Annotated in this window: 14 protein-coding genes; 5 read left to right on the forward strand and 9 right to left on the reverse strand. The window is 45.2% G+C overall.

Annotated features, from left to right (window positions below; all coding sequences use genetic code 11):
* Positions 1–120: 120 nt before the first annotated feature.
* Positions 121–1005 (reverse strand): Tim44 domain-containing protein, encoded by an 885-nt coding sequence (locus tag LYZ37_RS09565; RefSeq protein WP_004749324.1) that lies wholly within the window; start codon positions 1003–1005, stop codon positions 121–123.
* A gap of 193 nt (positions 1006–1198) precedes the next feature.
* Here LYZ37_RS09565 and LYZ37_RS09570 point away from each other — a divergent pair, with 193 nt between their 5' ends.
* The 3 genes from LYZ37_RS09570 (at position 1199) to LYZ37_RS09580 (ending at position 4725) form a co-directional block, all read left to right on the forward strand.
* On the forward strand, positions 1199–1789 hold the full coding sequence (locus tag LYZ37_RS09570) for a TetR/AcrR family transcriptional regulator (RefSeq protein ID WP_004748257.1): 591 nt from the start codon (positions 1199–1201) through the stop codon (positions 1787–1789).
* A gap of 7 nt (positions 1790–1796) precedes the next feature.
* Positions 1797–3668: an MFS transporter gene (locus LYZ37_RS09575; RefSeq protein WP_272785330.1), complete on the forward strand. Its 1872-nt coding sequence runs from the start codon at positions 1797–1799 to the stop codon at positions 3666–3668.
* A 133-nt stretch (positions 3669–3801) separates the two neighbouring features.
* Positions 3802–4725 (forward strand): YeiH family protein, encoded by a 924-nt coding sequence (locus tag LYZ37_RS09580; RefSeq protein WP_272785331.1) that lies wholly within the window; start codon positions 3802–3804, stop codon positions 4723–4725.
* Here LYZ37_RS09580 and LYZ37_RS09585 read toward each other — a convergent pair.
* Entirely contained in the window at positions 4717–4893 is a 177-nt protein-coding gene (locus tag LYZ37_RS09585) for a hypothetical protein (RefSeq protein ID WP_171321150.1), read from the reverse strand. The two genes, LYZ37_RS09580 and LYZ37_RS09585, sit on opposite strands and share 9 nt — an antisense overlap.
* A 113-nt stretch (positions 4894–5006) precedes the next feature.
* On the reverse strand, positions 5007–5885 hold the full coding sequence (locus tag LYZ37_RS09590; protein WP_272785332.1) for a LysR substrate-binding domain-containing protein: 879 nt from the start codon (positions 5883–5885) through the stop codon (positions 5007–5009).
* 172 nt (positions 5886–6057) lie between these two features.
* Between LYZ37_RS09590 and nagE the strand changes: the two genes are divergently transcribed.
* On the forward strand, positions 6058–7512 hold the full coding sequence (gene nagE / locus LYZ37_RS09595) for an N-acetylglucosamine-specific PTS transporter subunit IIBC (RefSeq protein ID WP_272785333.1): 1455 nt from the start codon (positions 6058–6060) through the stop codon (positions 7510–7512).
* Between the two features lie 109 nt (positions 7513–7621).
* On the opposite strand, the gene menE is transcribed toward nagE, so the two are convergent.
* From menE to LYZ37_RS09625, 6 genes are all read right to left on the reverse strand, one after another.
* Positions 7622–8992 carry an o-succinylbenzoate--CoA ligase gene (gene menE / locus LYZ37_RS09600; protein WP_272785334.1) on the reverse strand — a complete coding sequence of 457 codons (1371 nt, stop codon included), beginning with the start codon at positions 8990–8992 and terminating at the stop codon, positions 7622–7624.
* On the reverse strand, positions 8992–9978 hold the full coding sequence (menC, locus tag LYZ37_RS09605) for an o-succinylbenzoate synthase (RefSeq protein WP_171321147.1): 987 nt from the start codon (positions 9976–9978) through the stop codon (positions 8992–8994). The genes menE and menC overlap by 1 nt, the downstream gene beginning before the upstream one ends.
* 156 nt (positions 9979–10134) lie before the next feature.
* Positions 10135–11001 carry a 1,4-dihydroxy-2-naphthoyl-CoA synthase gene (gene menB, locus LYZ37_RS09610; RefSeq protein WP_004746667.1) on the reverse strand — a complete coding sequence of 289 codons (867 nt, stop codon included), beginning with the start codon at positions 10999–11001 and terminating at the stop codon, positions 10135–10137.
* A gap of 37 nt (positions 11002–11038) precedes the next feature.
* Complete coding sequence (gene menH, locus LYZ37_RS09615; protein WP_272785335.1) at positions 11039–11818, reverse strand: 2-succinyl-6-hydroxy-2,4-cyclohexadiene-1-carboxylate synthase; 780 nt, start codon at positions 11816–11818, stop codon at positions 11039–11041.
* Positions 11808–13538 carry a 2-succinyl-5-enolpyruvyl-6-hydroxy-3-cyclohexene-1-carboxylic-acid synthase gene (gene menD / locus LYZ37_RS09620; protein WP_272785337.1) on the reverse strand — a complete coding sequence of 577 codons (1731 nt, stop codon included), beginning with the start codon at positions 13536–13538 and terminating at the stop codon, positions 11808–11810. Before menD ends, menH begins: the two co-directional genes overlap by 11 nt.
* Positions 13539–14846 carry an isochorismate synthase gene (locus tag LYZ37_RS09625; RefSeq protein WP_171321143.1) on the reverse strand — a complete coding sequence of 436 codons (1308 nt, stop codon included), beginning with the start codon at positions 14844–14846 and terminating at the stop codon, positions 13539–13541.
* Positions 14847–15066: 220 nt separating this feature from the next.
* On the opposite strand from LYZ37_RS09625, the gene LYZ37_RS09630 reads away from it, so the two are divergent.
* Positions 15067–16281 (forward strand): pyridoxal phosphate-dependent aminotransferase, encoded by a 1215-nt coding sequence (locus LYZ37_RS09630; protein WP_272785338.1) that lies wholly within the window; start codon positions 15067–15069, stop codon positions 16279–16281.
* Positions 16282–16305 lie beyond the last annotated feature (24 nt).

Consider the following 16305-nt stretch of genomic DNA (forward strand, 5'->3'; position numbering starts at 1 on the left):
CTTACCTTCTCATCGTTTCTTCGTTGTTTTTGTTCTAGGATTGTATCAGCCTACTTGGAGTAATCTCAATACAAAAACGCCCGAGCAAAAAGCTCAGGCGTTTTTCAATTTCAATGCTGATTAAGCTTGGATACCAACAATTAACCAAGGTGCGTTTGGTGCAGTTAGATCGCGCTCTAAGTGCCATACGTCGGTAATATCTTCTTCGATACCTTCAACTGCGTCACGGTAACGTCCGCTGAACTGAAGGCTTAGCTGAGCTTTGCTCGCATCGTAATCCGCACGTACAATCTCGGCATCAACATACATCACATCAGTGTGCTGCTCACCTTCAAGCTTAGCGCGCTCTGAGATAAGGTCTTGGTACAAGCTTGGCGAAACGTATTCTTCAATCGTTTCAAGTTGGTTGTGGTTCCAAGCACCTTGCAAAATACGGTAGTGCTCACGAGAACCATTAACGAAAGCCGCTTGGTCGAAACCCGGTGGGTAGTTATGTGGTACATCTGTTTGCGCACCAAAACCGAAACCACCCGTTTGAGCACCGCTATTTTGTGGCTGTTCAAAGTTGTGAACATTAGGTTGCTCAAACTTGGGCGCTGAAGAACCACCAAAAGCCGGTTGTTGGCGATTCTGATTCATGCTGCCCTGCTTAGCGCCAAGCATGCCACGCATTAGTTTAAAGATAACAAATGCAATCAGACCCATGATAAGAATATCCATAAACTGGATACCTTCAAATGCACCACCAAAGAAGGCAGCAAGTAGACCACCTGCTAGTAAACCACCTAGCAAGCCGCCCATCAGACCTTTTTTGCTTGAGCTTTGTGTTTTACCCGCTTGGTCTTTGCCAATAGAGTTTGTGTTTTGCTGTTGCTGCTTAGGCGCTGGCGCCGTTTTGAAGCTCTTGCCGAACGATTTACCGCCGCCAAACTTCTTCGCTTCTGCTACTGGCGTAATCGCAACGGATACCATCAGTAGAGCAACAAGGGAAAAGAGTCGTTTCATATTCTTCCTTTGAGGTTCCTGTAAAGGTTATAAACTTATACTTATTACACTATATTAACTCTAGCAGCCCCATATTCAAACCAAAACGTCTCCGCACATGTATCAGAATATTGCAAATTACCCATGCGGTTGTTGACGATATGGGTAGAGGCTCATTAGAATATTGAACATTGTTCATTTTAGATTACTCACCATGGCCCGAAGAAACGATCATACGCGAGAAGAACTTATCGCGCTTACGCTAAACACTGTTAAAGAATTTTTGGCAAGCAACACTTATCATGAGTTGAGCTTGCGAAAGGTAGCGACAATGATCGGCTATGTGCCAAGTACTCTAGTGAATGTCTTTGGCAGCTATAACCTATTACTACTCCACGCGGTGGCTCAAACGCTAGATGAGCTCTCGGAAGAAGCGAAAGAAGTGGTTTCCCAGTGCCAAGATCCTAAATCAGCACTGTATGAACTCGCATACTGTTATCATGATTTTGCTCAGCGCCACCCACATCGCTGGCAGTTAATCTTTGAGCACAATATGAATGGTGAAACGCTGCCAGAATGGCAAGCCCAGCGCATTGATTCCATGACAGGCATGCTTGAGCAACTATTGCAATTGATTGGACCAGAGCGCAGCCAAGCAGAAGTGCTTCAAGCAAGTCGTGTATTATGGTCTGGTGTTCATGGTATTACGCTGTTAAGTGTCGACGATAAATTCTTCGCTGCTGAACCGATTGATGGAAAAGAGCTGATCGAAAACCTACTCTCTAATTATTTGAGCAACTGGTGATCTGCGAATGTCGAATAGCCAAACCTCCCTGTTAAGACAGAAGCGCTTCCTGCCCTACTTCGTTACTCAGTTTTTTGGTGCCTTTAACGATAATATTTTCAAAAACGTATTATTGCTATTCGTTGCATTTGCAGGTGCTGGAGCACTACCTATATCCAGCAACTTATTCATTAACCTAGCGGCAGGGCTGTTCATTCTTCCCTTTTTCCTTTTCTCTGCCTCTGCTGGTGTTCTTGCCGATAAATACGAAAAATCTTGGTTTATTCGTAAAGTGAAGCTCGCTGAAATTGGCATTATGTGCTTGGGCGCGATCGGCTTTATTACTGAAAGCTACGTGATCTTGCTGATCCTACTGTTTCTTATGGGCACACAATCGGCATTTTTTGGTCCAGTGAAGTATGCCCTTCTTCCTCAGCAGTTAAAGCCTAACGAGTTGGTTCCAGGTAATGCACTTGTCGAAACCGGTACCTTCCTCGCGATCTTGTTGGGTACGCTTGGCGCCGGAGTGATTGCGTCAGCTGAAAACGCCAAGTATGTTGCAGCGGCTTGTGTAGTGCTATTTGCCGTGTTTGGTTACATCTCTAGTCGTTCTATTCCTGAAGCACCTGCTAGTGCTCCGGATCTTAAATTTAAATGGCAACCTGTTAAGCAAACTAAGAAAACCATCGCTATTGCTAAAGCGGATAAAACTATCTTTCGCGCACTGATGGCAATCAGTTGGTTTTGGTTCCTAGGTGCAGCTTACCTGACTCAGTTCCCGAATTTCACTAAGCTCTACCTCAATGGTAGCGAAAGCGCGGTATCTTTCTTACTCGCGCTGTTTTCTGTCGGTATTGCGGTTGGTTCTTTAGCTTGTGACAAACTATCTAACCATAGAATTGAAGTCGGTATTGTGCCGTTAGGTAGCTTGGGCATCACCATTTTTGGTGCGCTGATGGCAACGTCCGTTCCTCAGCAGTTACCTGAGTTTGCAAGCTTTAGCGAATTTGTCATGCACAAACCTTTATGGTCAGTGTTTGCTTACCTGCTTTTACTCGGGGCTTCCGGTGGTATCTTTATTGTTCCCTTGTATGCTCTTATGCAGCAAAGAGCAAAAGTTACTGAGCGAGCGCAGGTTATCGCTGCACTAAACATCTATAACTCGCTTTTTATGGTTGGAAGCGCAGTGTTAGGCATTGTTTGCCTAACCATTATTGAGCTAACCATTCCGCAGCTTTTCTTACTGCTAGCAGTACTTAACCTTTTAGTGGCGGGCTACTTGTTTATACAAGTGCCTATTTTCGTGGTGCGTTTTTTAATGTGGGTTATCACTCATACCATGTATCGAGTCAGCCATAAGAACACGCATAACTTACCAGAGAAAAGTGGCGCCTTACTCGTTTGCAACCACGTGAGTTATATGGATGCCTTGTTGCTCAGCGCAGTATGCCCAAGGTTGATCCGTTTTGTGATGGAAGAAGAGTACGCCAACTTGCCGCCACTAAAACGTTTCTTGCAACGTGCTGGAGTTATCCCTATCTCGGCCAATAACCGCCGCTCGATCGTTAAGGCATTTAATGATGTTGAGCAAGCGCTGTCTGAAGGTCATATCGTGTGTATCTTCCCTGAAGGACGCCTTACTTCAGATGGTGAGATGAGTGAGTTTATGCGCGGGATGGATATCATTATTAAGCGCAGTCCTGTTCCTGTCATTCCAATCGCACTCAAAGGACTTTGGGGTAGTTATTTCAGCCGTCACAAAGGATCTGCATGTAAAGGGCTGCCAACACGTTTTTGGTCGAAAATTGAAATTGAAGTCGGCGAACCGGTTGACCCAGCAAATGCTTCGACTGCCGTTATGCATGATAAAGTAGCGACATTACGAGGCGATTGGCGTTAAACCCAATCATGAAGCTTCGAACATGCGTTAAGTTTTTCTTAACGCATGTTCAATTCATTCAACTCTCTTTATCGTTTTGGGTTCGCTAAAATAGCGCTTTCCTATTTGATCTCCCCCTACCTCAATAAAAATAATGAATAACTTCAACAAGCAACCCCCTTTTTGGCTTGCACTCACGATTTGCTTAACTCCATTTATCACCTCCCCTACCGCTTTGGTGATTGGATTTCTACTCGCTTCGCTTGGTTTAGTTCCAAAACAGTTCAATCTCGCTAAGCTAACCAAAAAGCTACTCGCCTACTCAATCGTTGGCTTAGGGTTTGGGATCCAATTCGAACAAGCATTAGCCGTAACCTCTGATGGCATTGGGCTAATCATCGCGACCATTGTTGGCACGCTGGTTATTGGATGGTGGCTTGCAAGAGCTATAGGGTTAAACAAACAGACGGGACATCTTATTTCTTCAGGAACAGCTATCTGTGGGGGTAGCGCGATTGCCGCGGTGTCTCCAGCAATCAAAGCCAACGACGAGCAAATAGGTTTATCTCTCGCAACAGTTTTTGTGCTTAACTCTATCGCGTTATTTGTTTTCCCCGTGATTGGACATGCACTTAACCTCGATCAACACACTTTTGGTACATGGGCCGCGATTGCTATTCACGACACCTCTTCAGTGGTGGGAGCAGCTTCAGCCTATGGTGAAGAAGCATTAACGACGGCAACGACACTTAAATTAGCACGCGCGCTATGGATCATTCCTGTCGCCTTTGTCAGTGCATTCCTATTTCGCAGTGAGTCGAAAAAAATCACCATCCCTTACTTTATCTTGTTTTACTGCGTGGCTATTGCTGTGAGCGATTTGTTGCCACAATTTGAAGTCATTTATCAAAGCATATTCGATATTGCCAAGCGAGCGCTCGTCGTTTGTTTGTTCTTGATTGGATGCGGAATTTCAGTGGAAAAGCTTAAGTCATCAGGCCCGAAACCTTTGATGTTTGGTGTTACTCTGTGGGTTCTAATCTCAACCACATCTTTAGCTTGGTTGTTATTAGCCTAAGCGGCCGATATCTTTCGCAGCTTGAGCTCGTTTTTTCTGTTTGAAGCTAAATACGATCCCTAACACGAGCAAGAATGCTGAAAGCTCGGCTAACGCTCGTGTAAGACCCTCACTTTGAACGGCAACAATGATCTGTAAGATCACCGCAATAACCAAAATCACTCTCATATCCTTATACCCTAGCTCTTAATTTTCTTGAGATATTATGAGTTAGGGTTATAAGAAAGCTAAATTCAGATTTGGACTATGAAATTGCTAAATTAACTAAGTTGCTTTTTCTATTACAACTGCCCTTCAATCCAATTAATAAAGGTACGAATTTTCGGTCTATCTTCTGTTCCCAATGGGCACAGCAGATCATATCCCTTAGTTGTCGACATGCTTGGGTAAGGTGTCACAAGCTCACCAGATTCAATCAAATCTTTGACAAATTGATATCTCCCCATCCCAACACCAAGATTGTGTAGCGCGCTGATATAACCCATCTCACGATGGCTCACGCAGTAAAACTGATTAAAAATATCAATATCGAGCTGCATATAGTCACGCCACCGCTGCCAAACGTCTGAACCGACTGCATGAATAAAATTAATTCGTTTCAGCGATTCTAAACCATCTTCATACACGCGATGTTTTTTTGCATATTGCGGCGTGCAAACAGGAATGTACTCATCGCCGAACAGGCGCTTGCGATACACATCCTTGGTGTCTTCTGTATCGTAGTAAATGGCGACTTCAATATTGTGCTTATGGAAATCTTCCTGCTCTTGATAGCCCCAAATATTGAGATTGAATTTAGGGTATTTGTTTTTAAAATCAGACAATCTTGGCAGCAACCATCCATTTGCAAAGCCCGTCGAGGTAGCAATGTTCAGCTCCCCCACCATGTCTGTCGACTTTATCTCTTCAATTTCAGAGAAGATACCATGGAGGTTTTTCGACAAGGTGCTGTGAAATCTGGCGCCTTCTTCGGTCAGTTCGAGTTGTCGAGTCCCTCTGACAAACAAGTTAAAGCCCAACTCTTTTTCTAACACTTTGATTCTATGACTAACGGCTCCCTGTGTAAGATGAAGCTGTTTCCCGGTAATGGTAAAGCTTAACGTTTTCGCCGCCATGTCAAAGGTGTGAAGGTTTCTAAGCAACAGCTGTTGGTTTGCCATATTGCGCCTATGGATTAAAAATTTTAATTCATCCTACTACCTGATTCGTTTGTTCGCACCATAAAATAAGTCATAAAATAGTCCCAAATCTATTAAGTGTGACCTAGCGCTAAGAGTGACTCTCACTGTGCTAGCTCATCAAAAAATCAATAATCAAAATCTAGGGGCATAAATGAACATACTCGGATACATGCAAAAAGTCGGTAAGGCACTGATGGTGCCAGTCGCGACCTTACCTGCAGCCGCAATACTGATGGGGATTGGCTACTGGCTCGATCCCGTCGGCTGGGGATCAGAAAATATTCTCGCGGCTTTTCTGATTAAATCAGGCGCAGCCATCATTGATAACATGGCAGTACTGTTTGCTGTCGGTGTTGCCTTTGGTTTAAGTAAAGACAAAAACGGTTCGGCAGCGTTGTCGGGCTTTGTTATGTTCTTGGTCGTGACAACTCTACTGGCACCAGGCTCTGTGGCTCAGTTGATTGGTGTCAGCGCAGACGAAGTACCAGCCGCATTTGGTAAAATCAGTAACCAGTTTATTGGTATTATTATCGGTATTATCTCTGCTGAGATTTACAACCGTTATTCAAGCGTTGAACTCCCTCAAGCTCTCGCTTTCTTTAGTGGCAAACGCTTAGTCCCAATTCTAACTTCTCTTGCTGGTATGGCACTCTCTTTTGCGTTGCTTTACATCTGGCCTGCGGTATATGACGCGTTAATCCAGTTTGGTATTAAACTGGAAAGTATGGGTGCGGTAGGTGCTGGTCTATTTGGCTTCTTCAACCGCCTATTCCTGTCTATCGGTATGCACCATGCACTTTACCCAGTGTTCTGGTTTGACGTCGTCGGCATCAACGATATCCCTAACTTCTTGGGCGGTGCTCAGTCGATCGCTAACGGTACAGGTATTCCTGGTCAAACAGGTATGTACCAAGCGGGCTTCTTCCCAATCATGATGTTTGGCCTTCCGGCGGCTGCTCTGGCTATGTACCACTGCTCTGATGCTAAAAACAAGAACCAAGTGTTTGCGATTATGCTTGCCGCAGCAATGGCATCTTTCTTTACAGGTATCACAGAACCACTAGAGTTCAGCTTTATGTTCCTTGCACCTGTGTTGTTCCTAATCCACGCAGTGCTAACTGGTTTGTCTTTGTACATCGCTGCAACAATGGAATGGATGGCAGGATTCGGCTTCTCGGCAGGTTTTGTTGATTTCGTTCTATCAAGCCAGAACCCGCTAGCAACCAACTGGTACATGCTGATTCTTCAAGGCTTGGTATTCTTCTGCCTATACTACGCCATCTTCCGTTTCGCTATCGTTAAGTTTAACCTTAAGACACCGGGTCGCGGCGAAGATATGGCTAGTGAGTCAAATGAAGACATCGCAGGTCTTGCGAAAGAGTACATTCAGGCTATTGGTGGTGCTGAAAATATCCTAGAAGTGGACAACTGTATTACTCGTCTACGCCTAACAGTAAAAGATTCTGCTGTCGCAGACAGTGAAAAACTTAAGAAGCTTGGTGCGGCAGGGGTAGTTCCTGTTGGCAAAGGCGGTCTGCAAGTTATCGTTGGCCTTGGCAAAGTGGACAAAGTTGCAGAGCAGATGAAAACCATCCTTGCTAACTAATCCAAGGTTTACTGAAAAATAGTTTATAAAGAATTGCGGTGATTTCACCTTCACCGCATCCCCCTGAAGTGCATTTTCGCTTAGTCACCGAGTCTGCACTTCTTTTTGGTTATTGAGCGAGTTGCTCCAACAACCACAGCTTTACCTTCTGTCTTGAGATTTTAATCCCACCCTGTAACAGTTCATCCGGCATAGCATAGTAGGCAACAGGCCATTTGAGTTTGGTTAATGACCCTTTTAGATGCTCTGTTATTGCTAACTCATCAATCTCATCTGCTACCTTGATAATGGCAATAGGTCTGTGACCAAATTCGCTATCTGGTATCGGTACAATGACCGACTGGCTGATAAAAGGAATCTGATTCAGCGCCTGTTCTATCTCTTCACAGTGGATGTTTTCACCGCCGGAGATAAACAGATTGTCAGCACGGCCGATGATCTTCAGTTCTCGCCCAATCATTTCACCGAGATCTTTACTATCAAACCAACCCTGTTCAGTAATTGGCAATAGCTCCCCTTGTACATAGTAACCAGAGGCTAACGTCTCACCGCCAATATAAATTCTTTGCCCTTCCAGACGAAGCTGACGCTTGGGTAACAACTCACCAGCAGTGTATTCGGCGTCAATACGTTTTGCTGTCACGGTTGACGCAGCTTCTGTCATTCCATAACCGAGCCATGTTTCAATACCTAGCTTTTCAGCTTGTTGACTGAGCGCCAAAGGTACATGACTGCCACCGAGTAAGACATGGCTGAGTGACAACTTCACTTCATTGTCGAGAAGCCGCTTAAGTTGAGTCGAAACTAAAGAAGCGTGAGTGACGCCCTGAATATCTTCTGCCAGTTCCCCTTTGCCCATTTTCAAGCTAGCACCACTATGCAGCCAGCGATAGATAATCGCCAGCCCGGAGACATGGTACATAGGGAGGCTCAGTAACCAACTGTCTGCCTGCTTAAACGCAAAGCGCTGCAGCAAACCTTGAGCCGAGGCTAAATGTTGCTTTGAGGTATGAGCAACCGCTTTAGGAGCACCTGTTGAACCTGACGTAAATACAATTGAAGCAAGCGCTTCGCTGCTAAACTTGCTCTGATTAAGCTCAGTCATCGAAGGCTTCAGCACAATATTTTGCAAGCTACGCAGCTCTGGTACATCCGTTGATAGCCACACTTTTGCCTGCTTGGGCTCGGAATATAATGCCGAGAGTTTATGTTTAAACTCTGCTTTTGTTTGCGGCATGGTTATCGCGCAGATTGCTTCTAGCTCTAAACAGGCGAGATAAACCAAAATCAGTTCAACACTATTTTTGCCAACACATGTAAGTACACTTCCAGCGCCAACACCTTGGCTTGCCAACGAGGCTGCCACTTGGTCAACGGCAGTTTCGAGCTCAGCCCAAGTGTAACTTTGGTTGGGGGTATAGAGAGCATATAAAGATGGGCTCGATTGAGCCCATTGACGTAGAGGAGATAACTGACTCATTACGACTGCCAGATTAGAGCCTGCTCAGACAAGCTTGCGACAGGCAGTTCACAACCCGGCCATGGAACTTCTAACTGCTGAGCAAACAGCCCCACGGTATCCAGTCCCGGTACTTCTTCAGGAAGTTGCCAGTGCGCTAACCTTGCTAGCTGAGTTAGACCAAGGCTAGATTCAATGCTAGAACTGACTACTGCTTTAATGCCAAGTGATTTGGCTTTATCAATCAATTCAATACAACGCTCAATCGAACCTATCAGAGTCGGCTTGATCACAATCGCTTTCGCGCCATTAAGGTCTTCTAGCTTGAAGTCATCTTTGCGGATCGCATGTTGCAGCGTTTCATCCCAAGCAATCGCAATGCCTGTATCAATGGCAAAAGAAAAGCTGTCTCCCGGTGCTTGGCATGGCTCTTCGATAAAGGCGATGCGGCCACGCAACGAAGGGGCAATCTTCTTAGCAAATTGCTGCGCTTTTTCAGCCGTCCAAGCTCGGTTAGCATCTAAACGAAGTGTTAAATCTGGAATCGATTCTAAGAAAAGGCTGACCAGCATCCCATCACGAATCGGCTCATACAGACCGACCTTAATCTTGGCTACTTTCTCACCCGTCATGGCATTCAGCTTAGGCAGAAGTTCGTCTGGGTCACCAGAACATAGCGGCGCCGCTTGAAAGCAGCCTTGTTCTGGCAGCTGTTTATTAAGCTCTAACTCGGCCATTGATAAACCAAAGGCGACCGATGGGTAGAGCTCATCAAAATTGAACGCTTGCCCTTGTTGCCACAAAGCCAGCTGCTCGACCAATTGTGAGTAAACATCGTCCATCGTCTCGATGCTAAAACCCGGTAAAGGCGCTATTTCACCTCGACCCAACTCACCATCAAGAACAAGCTCAACGACAAATCCTTCTCTCTGCTTGAGCTTTTGTTCACGCAGTATCACGCCACTGTCCATCGGCAATTCATAGCGATACAGTTTGGCTGATCTCATAGCAATATCCCTTTTTCAATTAATAGATAATAGACAAGTTGTAGATAGGTTTCTAAGCCAGAATGCAGATAGCTAGGAGAAGACGCGGAGTTTATAAGCATAAATGAGCATCTTCGACAACGCTATCGGGATTCTGGCGACGAAAGCTATGACAACTTAGGGATTGCGTGGAAATTTATTAAAGTCAGGACGACGCTTCTCATTAAACGCATTACGACCTTCCTGACCTTCTTCAGTCATGTAGAACATCATAGTTGCATTACCTGCGAGCTCCTGAAGACCTGCTTGACCATCACAGTCTGCATTCAGCGCCGCTTTCAAGCAACGAAGTGCCATTGGGCTGTGTTGTAGGGTTTCACGACACCAGCGAACGGTTTCTTTCTCTAAATCTTCTACTGCGACAACTGTGTTAACTAGCCCCATATCAAGTGCTTCTTGCGCGTCGTAGAAACGACATAGGAACCAAATTTCGCGAGCTTTCTTCTGGCCAACGATACGAGCCATGTATGACGCGCCCCAACCGCCGTCAAATGAACCCACTTTAGGGCCAGTTTGACCAAATTGTGCATTTTCTGCAGCAATCGTTAGGTCACACATCATATGCAGGACGTGACCGCCACCTACTGCCCAACCTGCAACCGATGCGATCACTGGCTTTGGACACGTACGAATTTGACGTTGGAAATCAAGAACGTTTAAGTGGTGAGTACCAGAATCATCTTGGTAGCCGCCGTAGTCGCCACGAATCTTCTGGTCACCGCCAGAACAGAATGCCTTCTCACCTAAGCCGGTAAGGATAATAACGCCAACCCCTTCATCGTAACGTGCATCTGCCAGAGCATTGATCATCTCTTTAACGGTTTGAGGACGAAAAGCGTTACGTACTTGAGGACGAGCGATAGTGATCTTAGCGATACCATCTTCGGATTTGTGGTACTGAATATCTTCATATTCACCTGTGCAGTCATTCCAGTTAACTGGAGCGTATAGTTCTTCTTCTGAGATACCGACTGTTTTTGCCATGGTGATTCCTAGTTTGTTTACTTATTGGCTCAGCATACTAACCAATGGTATTCAGCTGAGTTTTAACAATATTTGCGAAAGCTTGTGGCTGTTCAACATGAGCATTGTGCCCTGCTTTCGCAACTTGGCTAAAAGACAAACCGCTTCGTTTGGCCAACTGACTAAACTTATTGTCTTTTTCGCCACATATATAATGAATTTTGATCCCCGAATCTTTCAGGGCATCGAGTAAATAGTCTTGTTTCGCGAGCGATGTAGCCTCAAGCATATTCGCTACCGATGAGCCTAGATTAGCACTGCGTTTATCTATCAGTTTTTGTCTTTGCGCATGATTTAGCGAACTAAATACTGGTTGTTGATACCAGTCGCTTAATACCTGCTCAATAGGCTCGTTGCGAAATCGATTTGCCCATTGGCTATCGTTTTGCCACCTTTGCTGCTTATCTGAATCGCTTTGCAAACCAAAGTTGCCACCCTCAACAATAAGTGACTGAATATTCAGGTTAGAAAAGTAGCCATTGGCAACACCAGACATCGCAATACGACCGCCCATTGAGTAACCAACCAATACTATAGGCTGATGTGGCGTCACATGGGTAAGAAGAGTGTCAGATATTTGATCGCAGCAGTGCTTAAAATTGCAACAAATTTCTAAAGCGCTGAGTCCATGTCCCGGCAGATCAATGGAAATCGCAGGATAATGAGATAAATAGGCTTGCGTTTCTTTCCAGTCCAAACCAGACCCAAGCAAGCCATGTAGAAAAACGATCACTGGGCGAGTGGAATTGAGGTTTGAACTGGCGAGACTATAAAGCATGAACTTGTTGGATAAACTCTTTCAGTTGAGATGATGCTTGCTCTGGAGGTGTTTGCACTTCAACAACCAATGCACCCTCACCGTTCCATAGGTGGTCATTCACTAAATGGGTGTAGTGCGCTAAGGTTTCTGGCTTGTCGTAACTCAATTTGAACTGCTTCGCGGCACTTTCAAAATCATAGCCATGTGGCATTTGATAGAGTGACTGCTTTTGCTGCTCCGGTACAGGCAGTAAATCAAAGATTGCACCACCATCATTGTTAGTCACAACCACCACAACAGGTGTTTTTTCGTGGGTAAGCAGCGCAAGTGAATTGATATCATAAAGCAGCGATGTATCCCCTATATATACTAGGGTCGGTTGTTGGTTAGCTCTCACTACACCTGATACCGTCGCGATTAGCCCATCGATGCCAGAAGCGCCGCGATTGCTATACACGGTATAATCATCAAGGCCACTAAACATGTCGATCAAGCGTACAAACAAACTATTACCTAGAAAAATCTGAGTCTGTTTAGCTAGAAGATTAACACTTAGCGCAAGTTCAATCTCATCTAGTGAGGAACCTGTATTGAGATGAAGCGCGGCTAGGTTTGCAACCTGCTGAGACACTTCCTTCAACTCATTCGCCCATCCAGATTCCGTATTGCAGAGTGCAGGTATTGTCTCAATAAAGGCCTGCAGCCAAGCTTCAATATCAGCGACATGATGAGCTTGCATCAAATGCGATTGGTTGTTTCTATCGGCACTAGGAGCAAGGTAATGATACTGAGCGTTACGCTGCTCAACCTGATTAGCAAGCCACTGGTTTACGCGCTTCGACACGATTCTTGAACCGATCTGCAATACTAGTTCACATTGATTAAGTGATTCCGAACGCTCGTCATTTTGGAGCCATAAATCGTAATGAGCCCAAGCAGAAGTCACCCCCGATTGAGGATCGCTCAATAACGGCCAACCTAATGTTTCGGCTAACTGCTTTGCTAATCGCGCTTCGCTTAAGGTAACGCTACCAAGAACAATCGCGCCTTTTTTATCAGCGAAATCACTAAAGTGGATCTGTTGTTCAATACCTGCTGACAACTGGCGAGTATAGGTGGTATTGCTCTGCCACCAGCTCGAAACCGTTTCTAAGTAATCTTGATAAATTGATTTATCTTGAGCGCTATATAAGGGCTCAGGAAAAGGACAGTTGATATGCACAGCACACCCTACCTTTGCTTGGCTGTGCATGACGTTATCAACGGAAGTAAGTAACCACTTCAGAGGTGTTGTCAAAGAGGGACTTGGCAACTCAAGCGATGCAGTGACATGCGATGAGAAGATCCCCGATTGATCAATCGCTTGGTTGGCTCCACATCCAACCAACTCGACTGGTCTATCAGCCGTTAACACCACCAGTTTTTCACCAGTGAGCTTAGCTTCTGCAATCGCTGGCAACAAGTTCGCGACAGCTGTCCCGGAAGTGACCACTACAGCAACAGGTTTTCGGCTTGCTTTCGCTAATCCAAGCGCAAGAAAGCCTAAACCGCGTTCATCAAAATGGGTATGCAAAGTCAGGTTAGGATTTTCATCGGCTTCTAAGGTCAATGGCGTTGAACGTGAGCCTGGGGCAACGCAAACCTCACTGACCCCAAAGCGCGATAGCTCTTCCAAAATAGTCTGACACCAAATGCGATTTACCACCGCCTGCTCAATTGAGTATGAACTGCCACTCATCTATGAAGCTACTCCCAATGGAGGGTTATCAGAAATTAAGGACAGTAACGTCGACATTTTTTTATCAAGCTCCTGCCATTCATGTTCAGCAATAGAACCAGGAACAATTCCAGCTCCAGCAAAAAGCTGAACTTGATCGTTAAGCACTAACGCACTGCGGATAGCGACGCAAAACTCCGCCCTTTGATGACTAATAAAACCCATTGAACCTGCATACCAACCACGAGCAAACGGTTCATGCTCTTGAATGAACGCCATGGATTCTTCGCGTGGTAATCCGGCAACGGCAGCGGTTGGCTGTAGAGCGCTAAGCAATTGTACCCCGTTGACACCCTTATTGAGGTGAGCATGAATACTGCGTTTTAAGTGCTGCACTTTACGTAAGCGAACTAACCTTGCTTCTTGCTCTACTTCAACATGCTCAGAATGTGGAGTTAGGCGCTCAATAATATCGTCGACCACATACTGATTTTCGTTAAGGTTCTTAATGTCATTCGACAACCAGTTCGCTAGCTCCATATCTTGACTGGCATTACTACCGCGCCCAATGGTGCCTGCAAGCGCTTCGGTATAAAGCTCCTGACCTTGACGCGCATACAAGCGCTCTGGGGTCGAGCCTAAAAAGCTGTGTTTCTTATCTAATGAGAGCAGAAAGTGAAAGCTGTGATGGTTTTGTAGATAGCTAGCCTTCAGTAGCTGAGATGCGCACAGCGGTCTATCAAGATTCACCTCGGTTTTACGCGCCAAAACCACTTTCTTGAATTCATCGTTTTTGATGCCAGTCAGTACCTTATCTACCAACTGTGACCATTGCTCTTTTTCAGGCGTATGCTGGATGGTTTCTATATGCGAAGAGACTGGCAATATAGGAGAAACCTCAAGCTGCAGCTTATATAAGCTCGCCAAAGTACGATGTTTTTCGGCGTTAAGATTCACCGCGAGTGACCATTGCTGATCAAAACGAATCAGTTCAATTTGCGGTAAGAAGAAAAAAGAGGACATACAACGGCGATTTTTACCTGTATGACCATCAAAGGAGCGGCCTCCCCAAATACGCTGATCGTCGGCGAGAATAGTATAGGCAGGCGCAGGTTCGACAAACGTATGCAGCTGTCCTAACGCTACAACCTCTTCTCTAGTATCACGAGATTGCCAGTAAAACTTTGGAAATAGCGGCTGCGCTTCCAACCAATCTATAAATGCAAAGTCAGGTTTTTCCTCAAGAACTTGAACCAGACGGTTTACACCATCTTCTGCTTCCTTTACGCGTTCAATCAGTTCAGCTACGGCTTGATGAAAGTATGACAAATCAGCCTCGTATGCATGGGGGTTATTATTTCATTATATGTCGCTACTCTATTTATAGACCCTACTCAAATCAAGGTTGAAACCAATGTTTTGCAAAATCCTGTGATAACGGGCGTGCTACAAGGCATTAAATCTTATTATCTAATCAGATTTTTATTCTAAAGAACCTCTTTTTCAGGTACTTTAATAAAGAAATTCAATAATATTTAGGTTTTAATCAATGCAAAATATCGGGATGTCGTCAAAACTCGACAATGTCTGCTATGACATTAGGGGTCCTGTACTCAAACATGCTAAGCGCATGGAGGAAGAGGGGCATAAAATACTGAAATTGAACATCGGTAACCCTGCCCCATTTGGCTTCGACGCCCCTGACGAAATTTTGGTTGATGTAATCCGTAATCTGCCAACTTCGCAAGGTTACTGTGATTCAAAAGGTATCTACTCTGCTCGTAAAGCGGTGGTTCAGCATTACCAACGTAAAGGCATACGCTCTCTTGATGTCGAAGACGTCTATGTAGGTAACGGTGCATCAGAGCTTATTGTTATGGCAATGCAGGCTTTGCTAAACAATGGTGACGAAATGCTCGTCCCTGCGCCTGACTACCCACTCTGGACAGCTTCGGTTGCCTTGTCCGGTGGTAAAGCTGTTCACTATATGTGTGATGAAGAAGCGGATTGGTATCCAGACCTAGATGATATTAAAAGCAAGATCACGCCAAAAACTCGCGGCATTGTTCTGATCAACCCAAACAACCCAACAGGTGCAGTTTACAGTCGTGATTTCTTACTGGAAGTGATTGAAATTGCTCGCCAGCACAAGCTGATCATTTTTGCCGACGAAATTTACGACAAGGTTCTCTATGATGGTGCGACACACACATCGGTAGCGACCTTAACAGAAGATGTGCTAGTCGTGACTTTTAACGGTTTATCAAAAGCTTATCGTGTTTGTGGTTTCCGTGGCGGTTGGATGTTCCTTACAGGGCCTAAGCATCAAGCTCAGGGGTACATCAATGGCCTCGATATGCTTTCATCGATGCGCCTGTGTGCCAATGTGCCGATGCAACATGCTATCCAAACCGCATTAGGTGGCTATCAGAGTATTAACGAACTGATCTTGCCTGGTGGGCGTTTGCTAGAGCAGCGAGACAAAGCTTTTGATCTAATCAATCAAATTCCTGGCGTCTCTTGCGTTAAGCCAAAAGGTGCCATGTACCTGTTCCCGAAAATCGACACCAAGATGTACAACATCAAAGACGATCAAAAGATGGTGCTCGACTTCTTGATTCAAGAGAAAGTACTGCTAGTTCAAGGAACCGGCTTTAACTGGCCGAAACCGGATCACTTCCGCATTGTGACCTTGCCGCATGTCGAAGATTTGGAAATGGCGATTGGTCGTTTTGAACGCTTCTTATCTACTTATAGTCAGTAGTAATTAGCGCTGAACTTTCATATG

This window comes from Vibrio tubiashii (assembly GCF_028551255.1).
Taxonomy (GTDB): Bacteria; Pseudomonadota; Gammaproteobacteria; order Enterobacterales; family Vibrionaceae; genus Vibrio; species Vibrio tubiashii_B.